Raw genomic sequence first — 15,246 nt, 5'->3', positions numbered from 1 at the left:
CGATATGGCCTTCAAGACGGAGGCTCGCTTCGAGGGCATGGACTACCACGCCCTGAACGCGATGCTGAACCTGTACGGCGAGGACGGGAAGATCCAGTTCGACGCCGACAAGCGTGCCGCGCGGGAGTACTTCCTGCAGCACGTCAACCAGAACACGGTGTTCTTCCACTCCCTCAAGGAGAAGCTCGACTACCTCGTCGAGAAGGAGTACTACGAGGGCGCCGTCATCGAGGCGTACCCGTTCGAGTTCATCCAGCAGATCCACGACCGTGCGTACGCGGCGAAGTTCCGCTTCGACACGTTCCTCGGCGCGTTCAAGTACTACACGAGCTACACGCTGAAGACCTTCGACGGCAAGCGCTACCTCGAGCGCTTCGAGGACCGCGTCGTCATGACCGCCCTGGCGCTCGCCGCGGGTGACCAGGACCTCGCGAACAAGCTCGTCGACGAGATCCTCTCGGGCCGCTTCCAGCCCGCCACCCCCACCTTCCTCAACGCCGGCAAGGCTCAGCGCGGCGAGCTCGTCTCATGCTTCCTCCTGCGCATCGAAGACAACATGGAGTCGATCGCCCGCGGCATCAACTCCGCCCTCCAGCTCTCCAAGCGCGGCGGCGGCGTCGCCCTGCTCCTCTCGAACATCCGCGAGGCGGGCGCCCCGATCAAGCAGATCGAGAACCAGTCGTCGGGCATCATCCCCGTCATGAAGCTGCTCGAAGACAGCTTCAGCTACGCGAACCAGCTCGGTGCGCGTCAGGGCGCCGGCGCCGTGTACCTCTCGGCCCACCACCCCGACATCATGAAGTTCCTCGACACCAAGCGCGAGAACGCGGACGAGAAGATCCGCATCAAGACGCTGTCGCTGGGTGTCGTCGTCCCCGACATCACGTTCGAGCTCGCGAAGAACGACGAGGACATGTACCTGTTCTCGCCGTACGACGTCGAGAAGGTCTACGGCGTGCCCTTCGGCGACATCTCCGTCACCGAGAAGTACCGCGAGATGGTCGACGACGCGCGCATCAAGAAGACGAAGATCAAGGCGCGCGAGTTCTTCCAGACCCTCGCCGAGATCCAGTTCGAGTCGGGCTACCCGTACATCATGTTCGAGGACACGGTGAACAAGGCCAACCCGATCAAGGGTCGGATCAACATGTCCAACCTGTGCTCGGAGATCCTCCAGGTCAACACGCCGACGACGTTCAACGAGGACCTCTCGTACGACCAGATCGGCAAGGACATCTCCTGCAACCTGGGCTCGATGAACATCGCCCTGGCGATGGACGGCCGCAACCTCGCCGGCACGGTCGAGACCAGCATCCGCGCCCTCAGCGCGGTCAGCGACCAGAGCCACATCCGCTCGGTCCGTTCCATCGAGGACGGCAACGACAAGTCGCACGCCATCGGCCTCGGCCAGATGAACCTGCACGGATACCTCGCCCGCGAGCACGTCCACTACGGCTCGGAGGAGGGTGTCGACTTCACGAACATCTACTTCTACACCGTGCTGTTCCACGCACTGCAGGCCTCGAACCGGATCGCCATCGAGCGCGGGACCGTCTTCGACGGCTTCTGGGACTCGACCTACGCCTCCGGTGAGTTCTTCGACAAGTACACCGAGCAGGAGTGGAAGCCGGCGACCGCCCGCGTCGAGGAGCTCTTCGAGGGCATCCACATCCCGACGCAGGAGGACTGGCTCGAGCTGAAGGCATCCGTCCAGAAGCACGGCATCTACAACCAGAACCTCCAGGCCGTCCCGCCGACCGGCTCGATCTCGTACATCAACAACTCGACGAGCTCGATCCACCCGATCGCGTCGAAGATCGAGATCCGCAAGGAAGGCAAGATCGGCCGCGTGTACTACCCGGCTCCGTTCATGACGAACGAGAACCTCGAGTACTACGAAGACGCGTACGAGATCGGCTACGAGAAGGTCATCGACACCTACGCCGCCGCCACCCAGCACGTCGACCAGGGCCTGTCGCTGACGCTGTTCTTCAAGGACACCGCCACCACCCGCGACATCAACCGGGCTCAGATCTACGCCTGGCGCAAGGGCATCAAGACGATCTACTACATTCGCCTCCGTCAGATGGCGCTCGAGGGCACCGACATGGCCGAGTGCGTCTCGTGCATGCTCTGATCCGGTCCGAGATTCGATAGAGGAAAAGACATGACCCCCGAACCCCTCAAGCTCCTCGGCTCGGTCCAGGCGATCAACTGGAACCGCATCCAGGACGACAAGGACCTCGAGGTGTGGAACCGCCTCGTCAACAACTTCTGGCTCCCCGAGAAGGTGCCGCTGTCGAACGACATCCAGTCGTGGGCGACGCTCACCCCCGAAGAGCGCCAGACGACGATGCGCGTGTTCACCGGCCTGACGCTCCTGGACACCATCCAGGGCACCGTCGGCGCCGTCTCGCTCATCCCCGATGCGATCACCCCGCACGAGGAGGCCGTCTACACGAACATCGCGTTCATGGAGTCGGTGCACGCGAAGAGCTACTCGTCGATCTTCTCGACGCTCGCCTCGACGCCTGAGATCGACGACGCGTTCCGCTGGTCCACCGAGAACGAGAACCTTCAGAAGAAGGCTCGCATCGTCATGGACTACTACCGCGGCGATGAGCCCCTGAAGCGCAAGGTCGCCTCGACGCTGCTCGAGTCGTTCCTCTTCTACTCGGGGTTCTACCTGCCGCTGTACTGGTCGTCGAAGGCCAAGCTGACGAACACGGCCGACATCATCCGCCTCATCATCCGTGACGAGGCCGTGCACGGCTACTACATCGGCTACAAGTTCCAGCGCGGACTCGAGACGCTCGGCCAGGCCGAGCGCGACGAGCTCAAGGACTACACGTTCTCGCTGCTCTACGAGCTCTACGACAACGAGGTGCACTACACGCAGGACCTCTACGACGGCATCGGTCAGACCGAGGACGTCAAGAAGTTCCTGCACTACAACGCGAACAAGGCGCTCATGAACCTCGGCTACGAGGCCATGTTCCCGGCCAGCGTCACCAACGTGAACCCGGCGATCCTGTCGGCGCTCTCGCCGAACGCGGACGAGAACCACGACTTCTTCAGCGGGTCGGGATCCTCGTACGTCATCGGCAAGGCCGTCGCCACCGAGGACGACGACTGGGACTTCTGAGCCTTCGACGAAGACCCCCGGCACTGCTCGTACGAGCGGATGCCGGGGGTCTTCGTTCGTGCACGCGCCCGGTGACGGATGCAAGGGGTTCCTCGCGACACGCCGGGAGCGGGGCAGCGTACGACGGGGTGTCGTCTCGGATCCCTTGCATCGACTCGCCGTCGCGGCGCTGGGGCCTGCACCGACGCTGAAAGACCCCCGACCCGTTCTCGCGAACGATCGCCGGGGGTCTTTCGCTGTCCCGGTCGACGGCGCACGCTGCCCGTTGCGTGCGGAGCGTTCCGGGATCCCGATGCCGGCTCGGAGCGAGCGCGGACGTCGGGGACGCACGGTGCTCGCTCATCCCCTCAGTGAGCTTCACGATCAACGCGAGATGCGGCCCCCAAGCCGCAGTGAGCACCTCGCCATCTCGTCCTTCGGAGCGGACGTCGGATCGGATCGGAGGCGAGTCGATCGTCCCGCGGCGTCGTCGCCTCTACGGTGGGGCATTGTGATCCCCACCCGCTCGCGCGCCGGCCTCTTCGGTCTGCCTGCGACGTTCTTCGGCTTCGTGGCGGCGTTCGCGTTCTCCGACATTGGCGACTCGTTCCGAGTCCTCGCCCTCGACCTCTGGTATTTCGAGCTCACGGCGGGTCGAGAGGGCGCCCGACTGACGCTTCTGCTCGCGACGGTACTCCCGGCCCTGTTCCTCGCTCCCGTTGCGGGCGCGGTGGCCGACCGGTTCGATCTGCGCACCGTCTTCATCGTCACCACCGCACTGCGCGGCATCCTGAGCTTCGGGCTGGCTGCCGCCGCTGCGGCCGGGGGACCCGGCATCCACTCGACGGTCCTGGTCGCGGCCGCCGCGATCGCCGGGGTCTTCTTCGCCTCGTCGGCGTTCGTCTTCGTCCCGCGGCTCGTGCAACGAGACATGCTTCCCCGAGCCAACGGCATCCTCGAATCGACGACGTGGGCGCTCGCGAGCGTCGGACCAGCCCTCGGCGCCGGTTCGTACGCCATGTGGGGGCCGGCGCCGTCGTTCGCCGTGGACGGCGTCTCCTTCCTCGTCACCGCAGCACTGTTCGCGCGCATCCTCCCGAAGACGACGGATGCCGAGTCGTCGACGCCCGCACGGCGGCGGGCCCGCATCCGGCTCGGCGTCGATGCGCTGGCGTCGACCGTCCGCGGCATCCCACCCGCCGCCCGTTACCTCGCCGGCCACCGCTTCGCGCTGGGACTGCTGCTCGCCTCGTACGGTGTGACGATCACTGCGGGGACGAACGCGTACGCGCTCATCTTCCTCGTGTCGGACGACCTACGGCTACCGAGCGAGGTCCTGGGTCTCGTCCTCTCGTGGAACGGCATCGTGGCGGTCATCGCAGCGCTGACGGTCGGGTTCGTCGTCCGGCGGTCGCGGATGCCGCTGGTCTTCGTGGTCTGCCTGGCACTGTTCGCCGTCGCCCAGGTCGTGATGGGGGCCGCGCCGAACGTGACGGTGCTCCTCGTCGGCGTCGCCCTGAGTGCCCTCGTCAACGCGCCGTACAACATCGCGGTCACGACCCTATTCCAGACGTCGATCGACGACCAGTTCCTCGGGCGGGTCGAGGGTCTCGACACGGCCGTCGAGAGCCTGCTGCGCATCGCGGTGCTGCTCGGCGCGGCCGCCGTGGTGACGCTCTGGGGAGCGCGCGCCGCCGTCATCGCCTCGGCCGGGGTCGCCATGATCCTCCTCGTGGCCGGCGTCCTGCTCATGGCGCGACGCCGAGCGGCCGCCACCGACGCCGGCCGCCGATGAGGCCGGGCGGCGCATTCCGCTTAGACTCGCGTGGTGACTCAGCTCGTCGACGCCCCGGGTGGGCCCCGTAACGCACCTCCCGCATCGTCGCCGGAAGCACCGCGCCACCGCGTCCGGGCGGACATCCAAGGCCTCCGCGCCATCGCGGTCGCCTCCGTCGTGGTCTACCACTTCTGGCCCTCCCTCCTCCCCGGTGGCTTCACCGGTGTCGACGTGTTCTTCGTCGTCTCGGGGTTCCTGATCACCGGGCAGATCCTGCGCGACGTCGACCGTCACCGCCCTCTTCGCTTCGCCGCCAGATTCTGGGCCGCCCGCGTCCGACGGATCATGCCGGCCGCACTCCTTGTGCTCGGATTCGTGCTGGTCGCCTCGTGGTTCATCGTTCCTGCCTCCCAGTGGCCCGAGATCGGTCGGCACGTCCTCGCGTCGGCGCTCTCGATCGAGAACTGGGTCCTCGCCGGTGACGCGGTCGACTACGGCGCAGAAGGCGCCGCGCCGAGCCCCGTCCAGCACTTCTGGTCCCTGTCGGTCGAGGAGCAGTTCTACCTCGTCTGGCCGGTGCTGCTCCTGCTCGCCACCCTGTTCGCGCGGCGCTTCGGCCCGATCGGCCGCCTGGGACGCCGGGGCGTCGTGGGAATCGTCATGGGCCTCGTCCTGGTGGCGAGCCTCTGCTTCTCGTTCATCTTCACGAATGTCGATCCCGGCGCCGCGTACTTCGTCACGCCGACCCGGATGTGGCAGCTCGCCGCCGGCGGTCTCGTCGCCCTGATCGCCGTGCGGGGCATCCGCTTCGCTCCGTGGGTCGGTGTCGCCCTGATCGGTGTCGGGTTCTTCGTTCTGAACGTGGACATGCCCTACCCGGGCATCGCCGCGATGATCCCGACGGTGGGTGCCTGCCTCGTGCTGCTCGGGGGGCGCGACGGGCGATTCTCGTTCGACCGCGCCGTGAGCGCCCGACCGATCCAGCACCTCGGCGACATCTCCTACTCGGTCTACCTGTGGCACTGGCCGCTGCTGATCATCGTCCCGATCGCGCTCGGTCACGAGCTGAGCATCCTCGAGGCCTTCGGCCTGCTCGCCATCATCCTCGTGGTGTCGGAAGCGAGTTACCGCTTCATCGAGCAGCCGTTCCGACGTGGATGGCTGCTGCGGACGTCTCCTCGAAGCCTCGCGCTCGGAACCGTCGCGGTCCTCATCATCGTCGCCGGCGCCGTCAGGTTCGACGCCAGCGGGCAGGCTCGGATCGAGGCCGCGGCCGCGGAGTTCGAGCAGACCATCGCCTCCGCCGACGAATGCTTCGGCGCCGCCGCGCTCGACAACACATGCGGGGATCCCTTCGCCCCGGTCGACGAGGCCGCAGCACTCGCCGGCAACAACGACCTGCCGATCGCCTCACGCAAGCCGCGCTGCTCTGACGACACCGGCCCGTTCAGCGAGGTCATCTGCCACTACGGCGATCCGAACGGAGCCCGCACGGTGCTGCTGTGGGGCAACTCCCACGCGTCGGCGTGGAGCGACGCGATCGACGCCGCGGGAAAGCGCCTCAAGTGGAACGTCATCGTGGCGTCGCGCTCCGGATGCCCGGCGACGCTGGGCACCCCGCCGCCGAACGAGCTTCGCAAGACGTCCGAGGAAGAACAGAAGGGCTGCGCCGAGCGCAACGAGTGGGTCGTCTCGACCCTCGCCCCGAAGGTCGACCTCGTCGTCATGTCCGACCTCCGCGCCGGCTACGCCGACGGTGCGCGCAGCGTCGACGGTTTCGTCGAGGCGATCACGCGCGTGCGGGAGGCCGGCGCCACGGTGGTCTGGCTCGGCGACGTCCCGCTGACCGACGGCATCACCACCCGGCGCGACGGCCCCGACTGCCTCGAACTCAACGGCCAGTGCTCCAACCCCGTCAGCAAGGCGCTCGTCGCCCGCAGCGTCACCGACGAGGTCGCCAAGCGCGTACCGGACCTCCTCACGATCGATCCGACGGACCGGTTCTGCGATGACGAGCGCTGCTACTCCGCCGTGGGCGGAGTGTCGGTGTACTTCGACGGGCTTCACCTGAGCGGGACGTACTCGCGCACCCTCGGCCCCTGGCTCGCCCGCGAACTGAAGGCCTGCGCACAGGGCGCATCCTCCTGCCCCGCGCTCTGACGCCCTCCAGGGCGTGAGCGCCTCAGCGCTCGACGCGGCCGCAGGAGGACACGGCGAGGATGTCGAGCGCCACCGGCGCATCGGCAGCGAGCTCGGTGATGTCGACGGACACGCCCGATCCCGCGCGGTTGAGGCGCACGGTGGCGAGATCGACGTCGATCCCGACGGGCTCGACGGCCCAGCCGTCGCCGAGTGCGGTGGGCAGGTCCGCGATGATGGATGCCGCGTCCGCGGCGCCCGGCAGCGTCACCTGCCCCTGGATCGTCGCGAAGGCGGTCCCGCGGGGGCCGTCGACCGTGGCCGAGCCCGTGCCGCAGGGCGTTGAGGTCGGGTCGCCCGACGCCGTGTACGTCGACCCCGTCGGCATCGCGGCCACGACCTCGGTCACCGCCTCCTCGGACTGCGCGCGCACCGCGTCGAAGGTGGGGCCCGCGGCGGGGGCGCATGCCGTGAGGCTGAGGGCCAAGGTTCCGACCAGCACCGTTGCTGCGACGGACCGGGCGGGCATCAGCCGCTGCTCTCGTCGGCGAGGGAGGTGAGGAGCAGTCGCACGTCCTTCAACACCGTCCCGTTCGCCGACCCGTCGCCGCTGAAGAGGCGGTTGTGAAGCGTGAGGCCCTCGGCGAGCATCGCGGTGACGGTGCCGGTCGGCTTCTCGGAGAATCCCGGGTCGACGATCGTGATGCCGGGGAACTCCTCGGGGCCGATGCCGTAGCCGATGTCGCCCATCTGGAATCCGGCGTAGTAGCGGTTGATGTCGTCCTTGGCCTGCGTGGCGTAATAAGCCGTTCCGGGCACCGTCGTGTACCCGTCTGTGGCGCCGACTCCCGCGGCGAGGAACCGGGCGGTGAATCGTGCCCCGGCCATCTCGGCGGCGCTTCCGACCTGGGACCCGGCGCTGTGCTCGTAGCTCAGCGTCGGAAGTCCGGGGAAAGCGGCGTCGATTCCCTTCACGATGCGAGCGTAGTCCGCCCCCGCCGCGGTGGCGATCGTGTTGTTCTGCGGGCCCGAGGCGAGATCGACCGAGATCTGCGGCATGGGTGCCGCGAGGACGGTGAAGGCGAGGATCGGCGCCGAAGGATCGGCGTGCTGGACCTGCCAGTTCGCGAAGGACGTGACGGGGTCGTCGTTCATGAACGTCGCGATCGACGCATTGGTCCCCGGCACGACGAAGAGGATGCCGGTGGCCGCCGCCGGATCCCCCGCCATCTCGACGATCGAGCCCCGGACCGGGTTGTACAAGTAGAGCTGGACGAGGCCGAGGGCGACTTTCGTGAGATACGCACGTTCGCGTTCCAGCGCTTCGAGGTCGCCGGCGGAGGGCGAATCCTCGTGCGTCACGAGTCCGGTCAGGAGGACGTCGAGTCGTCCCAGGCGTTCCCGGGCTCCGACACGGTTGGCGGCGACACGGACCTCGGCGGGCAGCCCGTCGAGCGCACCGATGAGATCCGGGACGTCGTGGACGAGCTGTGCGCGCGTGGTGAGGGTGAGGCCGCCCCACCAGGTCGAGGCGACGGCCGGCGCGGTGGAGTCGAGGATGCTCTGCAGGGCGGCGGGGGAGTGGGCGACCTCCGCCGTCAACTGCGCGTGCGAGAGGGTGGCGATGTCGTCGAGGGTGAGCTGATGGACGGAGCTCGCCAGGGCGGCGCGGACCTGCGGGACCGGTCGCTCGTCGTCGGCGGAGGGGGCGTGCGAGCCGAGAGCGAACACCATCGCGGCTGCGGCGAGCGCAGCCGTCGGCAGATGGATCGCGCGGAGCATACCGCTGATGATACGGGCGCGCGGGATCTCACATGTTTCGCAGATGAGAACTCGTTCATCTCTTCCGTCCTGGCCGGAAAATCGCTACCGAATCGCGGTGGCGCGGATGCTGACCGCGGCGCGGCGTGACTCATAGACTTCTGCCGTGGCAGATACCCCCGCAGAGGATGCACCGCGCTTCAGTCCCGTCATCGCGCTCCTCGCCGTTTCTGCCTCGTGGGAGGCCCAATTGGCGGCCGAGCTGCGTGATCTCGGGATCTCGACGCGCAAGTTCGGCCTGCTCGGTCACATCGGCGCGGAGCCCGGAATCTCCTTCTCGGAACTCGCCCGCAGATCCCGCATCACGGTGCAGTCGGCTCATGCCGCCGTCCACGCCCTCGTGGACGACGGGCTGGTCGCCGACGCGGCGGCGCAGGCCGGAGCGGCGAGCGACCTGAGCGTCACCGAGCGTGGGGCTGAGGTCCTGCGGGACGCGCAGGACCGTCTGGAGCGGCTCGACGAGTCACTCTCGCACTCGTTGCCGCGGGTGGCCGAATCGCTCGGCGGCATCCGAGCGGGTGTGATCGAGTGAGCGCGCGGGCCGCGACGATCCGTCGACGCGAGGGGGCGCTGCGGAGCATCGCCCGCGTCGGCCTCGCGGTCCTGTTGACGGCCGCCGGCGTCGCGCACCTGACGGTGCTCCGGCGCGGGTTCCGGATCGCCGTTCCGGACTGGGCGACGCGCCTGTTCCGGACCGACAAGGACACGATCGTCGTCGTCTCCGGTGTCGTGGAGGCGGGGTTGGGGGTCGCGCTCATCGCGCTGCCGCGTGAACGGCGCCGCGTGGGTCTGGCCGTCGCGGCCCTGTTCGTCGCCGTGTTCCCCGGCAACGTCCATCACTGGCGATCGGGTCGCGACGTACCGGGGATGGACTCCGACGCCAAACGCTTCGCCCGGCTGTTCTTCCAACCGGTGCTCGTGCTGTGGGCGCTGTGGGCCACGCGGCGATGACGCGACCGACGCCATCCTTCAGGTAGGCTGAAGGAGTGTTCCGCACCCCTCTCTCGATCTTCCGCATCCTCGCCATCGCCGAGGTGTTCTCCTGGACCCTCCTCATCGCCGCCCTCATCGTCCGTGCGGTGGGAGGTCCTGCCGTCGCCGTCACGATCGGCGGCGGCATCCACGGCTTCGTCTTCCTGTCGTACGGGGCGACTGCCATCCTCGTCGCTCTGAACAACCGGTGGAGCCTCGGCACCTCGGTGCTCGCCGTGGGTTCGGCCGTCATCCCGTACGCGACGCTCCCCGTCGAGAGGTGGCTGCACCGCACCGGGCGCCTCGACGGTGCGTGGCGGCTCGAGGAGACCTCGGACCCCCGCGACCGGCGTCCGATCGACCGCCTGCTGCGCTGGTTCCTGCGCCACGCCGGCATCCTGGTCGCCCTCATCGTGGCGGCGGTGGTCGCCCTCTACGTCATCCTGCTGCTCGTCGGTCCTCCCGGAGAACGGTGAGCGTCACCGACGCGTCGACACCGTCACGGTGAACTTCGCGTCGCGCGCGACCTGACGGGTGGGCCCGACGAGGCGCTCGAGATCACCCCGGTACCGCATCCCCGAGTTCCAGACGCACCACAGCTCGCCGCCCGGACGCAGCACCCGTGCCGCGTCCGCGAACAGGCGGAACGCGAGCCGCTCGGTCAGCGCCGCCCCGCTGTGGAACGGCGGGTTGAGGGCGATGAACGACGCGGATGCCGCGGGCCGGCCCGCGAGCAGGTCATCGCGGGCGACCTCGACCCGACCCTCGACACCGTTCGCGGCGGCCGTCGCCCGTGCCGAGGCGACCGCCGCGGCGGACTGATCCGAGGCGTAGACGTATGCCGCCGGATGCCGCGTCGCGAGGTGCGCGGCGACCGCACCCGTCCCGCACGCCATGTCGATGAGCGGGTCCTCCGGCGATCCGCCGGCGGGGTCCTCTGGCAGATGTGCGATCAGGAGCCGCGTGCCGTTGTCGAGCCGTGCCCCGGCGAACGCACCGCCGAAGGCGCGGATCTCGAGGTCGCCCTCGCGTCCCGCCGCCGGTGCGGGCTCGTGGCCCGCGCGTGGGTCGCGCGCGAACAGGACGCGTGACTTCTGCCGGGCGTGCGAGACGTCGATCCGTCCGAAGTGCTCGCCGAGCACGTCGTTCATCGCGAGGGTCATGTGCTTGAGGCGGCCGCCGGCCACGACGACGACGTCGGGGGAGGCGTGCGCGGCGACGAGCGCGGCGACGTCGCGGAGGGCGTCGAGCGCGCGCGGCAGGCGGACGAGCACGACCCGCGCGTCGCTGACGGCGTCGGCGTCGAGACCGACGACCCGGATGCGATCGCTCAGCCCGAGCTCCTCGGCGTTCCGGGAGATCGCCCGCTCACCGGCCAGCGCATCCTGGTGCACACGGACGTTCCGCGCGCCGTCGTGCGCGGCCGCCAGGGCGAGAGCGCCGTGGGTGTCGCCGATCGCGACGATCGACCCGGCCGGTGCGTCGGCGCGGAGGCCGGCCGATTCATCCAGGATGAGGCGGTCGGCGGCATCCGATGCCACCAGGTCGGGACCTTCGACGTCGGGGCGACGGGAGAGCCGGTCGAAGGGGAACGGGGTGGGGCTCGGCACGTCACCAGCGTAGGCGAGGGCGCCGCCGGCGCCCGGCGGGGGGATACTCGGAGGATGAAGACAATCGCTCGCTGGGCTCTCGCCGGCGCCATGGTGTTCGCCGGACTCAGCCACCTGTTCTGGGCGCGCAAGGAGTTCCAGGCGCAGGTACCCGACCTCGTGACCGACACCCTCCCGATCGACAAGGACGGCGTCGTCGTCGCCTCCGGGGCCGTCGAGATGATGCTCGGCGCCGCGCTCGTGGTCCTCCCGAAGGAGCGGCGCCGCATCGGCGTCATCCTCGCCGCCTTCTTCGTCGCGATTTTCCCCGGCAACCTCGACCAGGCGCTCAAGAAGCGCGACGGTTTCCGGCTGGACAGCGACACCGCGCGCTGGCGTCGCCTGCTGTTCCAGCCTGTGCTCGTCGCCTGGGCGCTCTGGTCCACGCGCGACTGATCCGGCCGCGAACGACGATGCCCTCGACCGGTGAACGGTCGAGGGCATCGTTTCGTGCCGAGGGGTCAGGTGCGCATCCCGCCCGTCCGCAGCCGCGACAGCGCGTCGACGGTGGCGGCGAGGATCAGGACGCCACCCGTGACGAGGAGGTTGAACCCCGCGTCGAGCTGCAGGAGCCCCAGTCCGTTGATGATGACCGCGATGACGAGAGCGCCGATCGCTGCGTGGATGAGGCGTCCTCGACCACCGAACAGACTCACGCCGCCGACGACGGCCGCCGCCACGCCCGAGAGGACGATGTCGCGACCGACGGCTCCGTCGACCGAGCCGACGCGCGCCTGGTTGAACAGCAGTGAGACGACGGCGAGGCCCGAGGCGGCGACGAAGCACCACCACTTCACCCAGCGCACCTTGATGCCGGCGCGGCGAGCCGCCTCGGCGTTGCCGCCGATGGCGTAGACGTACCGGCCGAACCGGGTGCGGTCGAGGACGAACGTGCCGATGAAGAGGATCGTCAGCACCACCGGGACGATGATCGGCACGCCCTCGATCGGGATGATCGACTGCGACCGGTTGAGGTTCAGCACGAAAACGGCCACTCCGCCGAGGATCGCGAGCACAGCGAGCTTGGCCCACACAAGGGCGATCGGACGGTTGGGCACGCCGGCGCGGGTGCGGCGTCGGCGATCCCAGTACGACAAGCCGCCCGAGATCAGCAGCATGACCAGCAGCATCACCCAGCCGCCCCAGACGGGCAGGCGTCCGTTCTGCAGCGCCAGCAGCTCAGGCGCCTCGATCGGGTAGAGACCGCCGGCACCGATGATGAGCAGGGCGAGGCCCTGGTAGCCGAGGAACAGACCGAGGGTCACGACGAATGACGGGATGCCGATCCTCGCCACGAGGAATCCGATCAGCGCTCCGGTGGCCAGGCCCACCACGAACCCGATCGCCAGGGCGGGCGGCCACGGGATGTCGAACTTCACGTTCAGAACGACGAACGAGGCGACGCCGACTCCGCCGGTGACACCCGCCGACAGGTCGATCTCGCCGAGCAAGAGGACGAACACGAGCGCCATGCCGAGCACGACGAGGGATGCCGCCTGGCTCATCAGGTTCGCGAAGTTGATGGGGGTGAAGAAGTACTGGCTCAGCGTGCTGAACAGGATGACGAGCAGGATGAGGCCGCCGACGGCGGGAAGGGCGCCCATCTCGCCGCCGCGCACGCGCTGAAGCCACGCCTTGATCTGGTCGCCGACGCCCCCTTCGACGCCGCTGCCGATGAGGTCGCTCACGACGGGGTCGGGTGCCGCCGCGGTCCGGGTGCTGGTGCTCATGCGTCGCCTCCGACGGGGATGGTGGATGTGCCCACGAGCTGAACGCCCGGCGGGATCTTGGTTCCGGTGATGTAGCCGACGATCTCGTCGCGGGTCGACTCGGCCGTCGGGACCTGGGCGACCATCTGGCCGAGGTACAGCACGGCGATGTCGTCGGCGACGGCGAAGACATCAGCCAGGTTGTGGCTGATGAGGACCACGGCGACGCCCTGGTCCGCGAGGCGCCGGACCAGGTTCAGCACCTGCTCCGTCTGCGCGACGCCGAGGGCGGCGGTGGGTTCGTCGAGGATGACGACGCGCGCCTTCTTGAGGACGGCACGTGCGATCGCGACCGTCTGACGCTGACCTCCGGAGAGGCTCGACACCTTCTGCCGGACGCTCTTCACGGTTCGCACCGACAGGGAGCGCAGCGTGTCCGAGGCATCCTTCTCCATGCGGCCTTCGTCGAACGTGCCCCCGATGACCTCTTCGCGTCCGAGGAACATGTTCTGGACGATGTCGAGGTTGTCGCAGAGGGCGAGGTCCTGATAGACCACTTCGATGCCCAGGGCGCCTGCTTCGCGGGGGGTCCGGAGCGACTGCTCCTGACCGTCGACGAGGATCTCGCCGGTGTCGTAGGGCTGCACGCCGGCGAGGCCCTTGATGAGGGTGGACTTTCCGGCGCCGTTGTCGCCGACGAGGGCGGTCACCATGCCGGGTCGGACCGTGAGGTCGACGCCTTTGAGGACGCTGACCGGTCCGAAGGACTTCGTGACGCGGCGGAGTTCGATGATGGGTTCGCTCATGCGGGTTCTCCAGGGAGGTCGAGGGGTGTCGCGCAGACAGAGGGGAGTGGGGATGCCGCGGATCGCGGCATCCCCACTCCCGTCAGATCACTCGACGCCGAATTCGGTGCACTTGTCGGCGAGGCTGACGCCGGCGATCTCGCCGGTGCAGACGTCCGAGGCGGAGGCGTCACCGGCGGCGACGACGTCCTTGACCTTGTCGGGGCCGACGAGCTGCGGCGTGACCGAGATGTACGGCGTGCCGTCGTCGAGCTTCTGGTCGGCCGTCGGCGTCGACCCGTTCAAGAGGTCCGTTGCGACCTTGATGGCGGCCTCGGCCTCGTCCTTGACGGGCTTGTAGACGGTGGCCGTCTGCCATCCGGTCAGGATGTTGCGCAGGCCCTCCACGTTGGCGTCCTGGCCCGAGACGGCGACACCCTTGAGGTCGCGGTCCTGGAGCACCTTGATGACGCCGTCGGCGTTGGTGTCGTTGGCGGCCCAGACGCCGTCGACCTTGCCGCCGTTCGCGGTCAGTGCCTGCTCGAAGTTGGTCTGGGTCTTCGCGCCGTCCCAGACTCCCGGGGGCTCGGCGACCGGCTTGATGCCCGCCGCTTCCATGACCTCCTTCGCGCCCTTGAGGAACATCGCGGCGTTGCCGTCGGTGGGGTCGCCGCCCATGTAGAAGACGGCGGCCGTCTTCGGGTCCTTGTTCGCGGCCTTGAGGCCGTCGAGGACGGTCTGGCCCTCGAGCTTGCCGACCTCGACGTTGTCGAAGGAGACGTAGTAGTCCGCGCCCTTGAAGGGGCGGTCGTACGCGATGACCGGGATGCCCTGAGCCTTCGCCTTGGTGGCGACGCCGACGGCGGCGCCGTTGTAGTCGACGAGCATCATGACGCCGCAGCCCTTGGTGAGCTGTTGGTCGGCGATCGTCGTGTACTTCGACGTGTCACCACCGGCGTTCTGGATGTCGACCTCGAAGCCGGCGCCCGTGAGGCCCTCTTCCAGGTACTTGCGGTCGAAGTTCTCCCACCGGGGCGACGACGCGGCGTCGGGAAGGATGACGCAGGCGCGCCCGGCTTCAGCGGGAGCCGCGCCACCGCTCGAACCGGCGGGCGCCGGGGTGCTCGTGCTGGAACAGCCGGCGAGCAGGAGTGCAGCGGCCCCGAGGGCTGCGGCAACGGACAGGGACTTCTTCATCGTTCGCCTTTCGACAGTGAAATCGAGCGAGCGCGACATCGCGCTTGACGATGATCTTGATGTGTTCACGAAA

Annotated in this window: 14 protein-coding genes; 8 read left to right on the top strand and 6 right to left on the bottom strand. The window is 68.6% G+C overall.

All coding sequences use genetic code 11. The features are described 5' to 3' along the window. Positions 1-4: 4 nt before the first annotated feature. From nrdE to AC4NN1_RS04175, 4 genes are all read left to right on the top strand, one after another. Complete coding sequence (nrdE, locus tag AC4NN1_RS04190; protein ID WP_491954867.1) at positions 5-2,137, top strand: class 1b ribonucleoside-diphosphate reductase subunit alpha; 2,133 nt, start codon at positions 5-7, stop codon at positions 2,135-2,137. Positions 2,138-2,167: 30 nt separating this feature from the next. Next, entirely contained in the window at positions 2,168-3,145 is a 978-nt protein-coding gene (gene nrdF / locus AC4NN1_RS04185) for a class 1b ribonucleoside-diphosphate reductase subunit beta (protein WP_018188436.1), read from the top strand. Positions 3,146-3,635: 490 nt separating this feature from the next. Further along, the gene (locus AC4NN1_RS04180) at positions 3,636-4,919 is read left to right on the top strand and encodes an MFS transporter (RefSeq protein WP_491954616.1); all 1,284 of its coding nucleotides are present in this window, start codon (positions 3,636-3,638) and stop codon (positions 4,917-4,919) included. Between the two features lie 33 nt (positions 4,920-4,952). Further along, the gene (locus tag AC4NN1_RS04175) at positions 4,953-7,061 is read left to right on the top strand and encodes an acyltransferase family protein (protein WP_491954615.1); all 2,109 of its coding nucleotides are present in this window, start codon (positions 4,953-4,955) and stop codon (positions 7,059-7,061) included. Between the two features lie 22 nt (positions 7,062-7,083). Here the strand turns inward: AC4NN1_RS04175 and AC4NN1_RS04170 are convergent, their stop codons facing one another. Further along, positions 7,084-7,569 (bottom strand): hypothetical protein, encoded by a 486-nt coding sequence (locus AC4NN1_RS04170; RefSeq protein ID WP_491954614.1) that lies wholly within the window; start codon positions 7,567-7,569, stop codon positions 7,084-7,086. Then, complete coding sequence (locus AC4NN1_RS04165) at positions 7,569-8,822, bottom strand: hypothetical protein (protein ID WP_491954613.1); 1,254 nt, start codon at positions 8,820-8,822, stop codon at positions 7,569-7,571. The genes AC4NN1_RS04170 and AC4NN1_RS04165 overlap by 1 nt, the downstream gene beginning before the upstream one ends. A gap of 145 nt (positions 8,823-8,967) precedes the next feature. Here AC4NN1_RS04165 and AC4NN1_RS04160 point away from each other — a divergent pair, with 145 nt between their 5' ends. From AC4NN1_RS04160 to AC4NN1_RS04150, 3 genes are read left to right on the top strand one after another with little or no spacing between them, the layout of a single operon-like run. Next, positions 8,968-9,393 carry a MarR family winged helix-turn-helix transcriptional regulator gene (locus AC4NN1_RS04160; protein ID WP_491954612.1) on the top strand — a complete coding sequence of 142 codons (426 nt, stop codon included), beginning with the start codon at positions 8,968-8,970 and terminating at the stop codon, positions 9,391-9,393. Further along, the gene (locus tag AC4NN1_RS04155) at positions 9,390-9,812 is read left to right on the top strand and encodes a DoxX family protein (RefSeq protein ID WP_020096995.1); all 423 of its coding nucleotides are present in this window, start codon (positions 9,390-9,392) and stop codon (positions 9,810-9,812) included. The genes AC4NN1_RS04160 and AC4NN1_RS04155 overlap by 4 nt, the downstream gene beginning before the upstream one ends. Positions 9,813-9,847: 35 nt before the next feature. Further along, a complete protein-coding gene (locus AC4NN1_RS04150; protein ID WP_491954611.1) occupies positions 9,848-10,309 on the top strand; it encodes a DUF3817 domain-containing protein in 462 nt (153 codons plus the stop codon). 3 nt (positions 10,310-10,312) lie between these two features. On the opposite strand, the gene AC4NN1_RS04145 is transcribed toward AC4NN1_RS04150, so the two are convergent. Next, on the bottom strand, positions 10,313-11,443 hold the full coding sequence (locus tag AC4NN1_RS04145) for a class I SAM-dependent methyltransferase (RefSeq protein ID WP_491954610.1): 1,131 nt from the start codon (positions 11,441-11,443) through the stop codon (positions 10,313-10,315). A gap of 54 nt (positions 11,444-11,497) precedes the next feature. On the opposite strand from AC4NN1_RS04145, the gene AC4NN1_RS04140 reads away from it, so the two are divergent. After that, positions 11,498-11,878 carry a DoxX family protein gene (locus tag AC4NN1_RS04140; protein WP_026302998.1) on the top strand — a complete coding sequence of 127 codons (381 nt, stop codon included), beginning with the start codon at positions 11,498-11,500 and terminating at the stop codon, positions 11,876-11,878. Between the two features lie 65 nt (positions 11,879-11,943). On the opposite strand, the gene AC4NN1_RS04135 is transcribed toward AC4NN1_RS04140, so the two are convergent. The 3 genes from AC4NN1_RS04135 to AC4NN1_RS04125 all read right to left on the bottom strand — a co-directional run bounded on the left by AC4NN1_RS04135 (position 11,944) and on the right by AC4NN1_RS04125 (position 15,173). Next, entirely contained in the window at positions 11,944-13,212 is a 1,269-nt protein-coding gene (locus AC4NN1_RS04135; protein WP_018188426.1) for a sugar ABC transporter permease, read from the bottom strand. Further along, a complete protein-coding gene (locus tag AC4NN1_RS04130; RefSeq protein ID WP_018188425.1) occupies positions 13,209-13,997 on the bottom strand; it encodes an ATP-binding cassette domain-containing protein in 789 nt (262 codons plus the stop codon). The genes AC4NN1_RS04135 and AC4NN1_RS04130 overlap by 4 nt, the downstream gene beginning before the upstream one ends. Before the next feature lie 87 nt (positions 13,998-14,084). Next, the gene (locus tag AC4NN1_RS04125) at positions 14,085-15,173 is read right to left on the bottom strand and encodes a sugar ABC transporter substrate-binding protein (RefSeq protein ID WP_018188424.1); all 1,089 of its coding nucleotides are present in this window, start codon (positions 15,171-15,173) and stop codon (positions 14,085-14,087) included. Between the last annotated feature and the right edge of the window lie 73 nt (positions 15,174-15,246).

It is taken from the genome of Microbacterium sp. MDV22-iso44 (assembly GCF_058629135.1).
The sequence above is the reverse complement of the archived record's forward strand: the minus strand, read 5'-3'. Positions and strand labels throughout refer to the sequence as shown.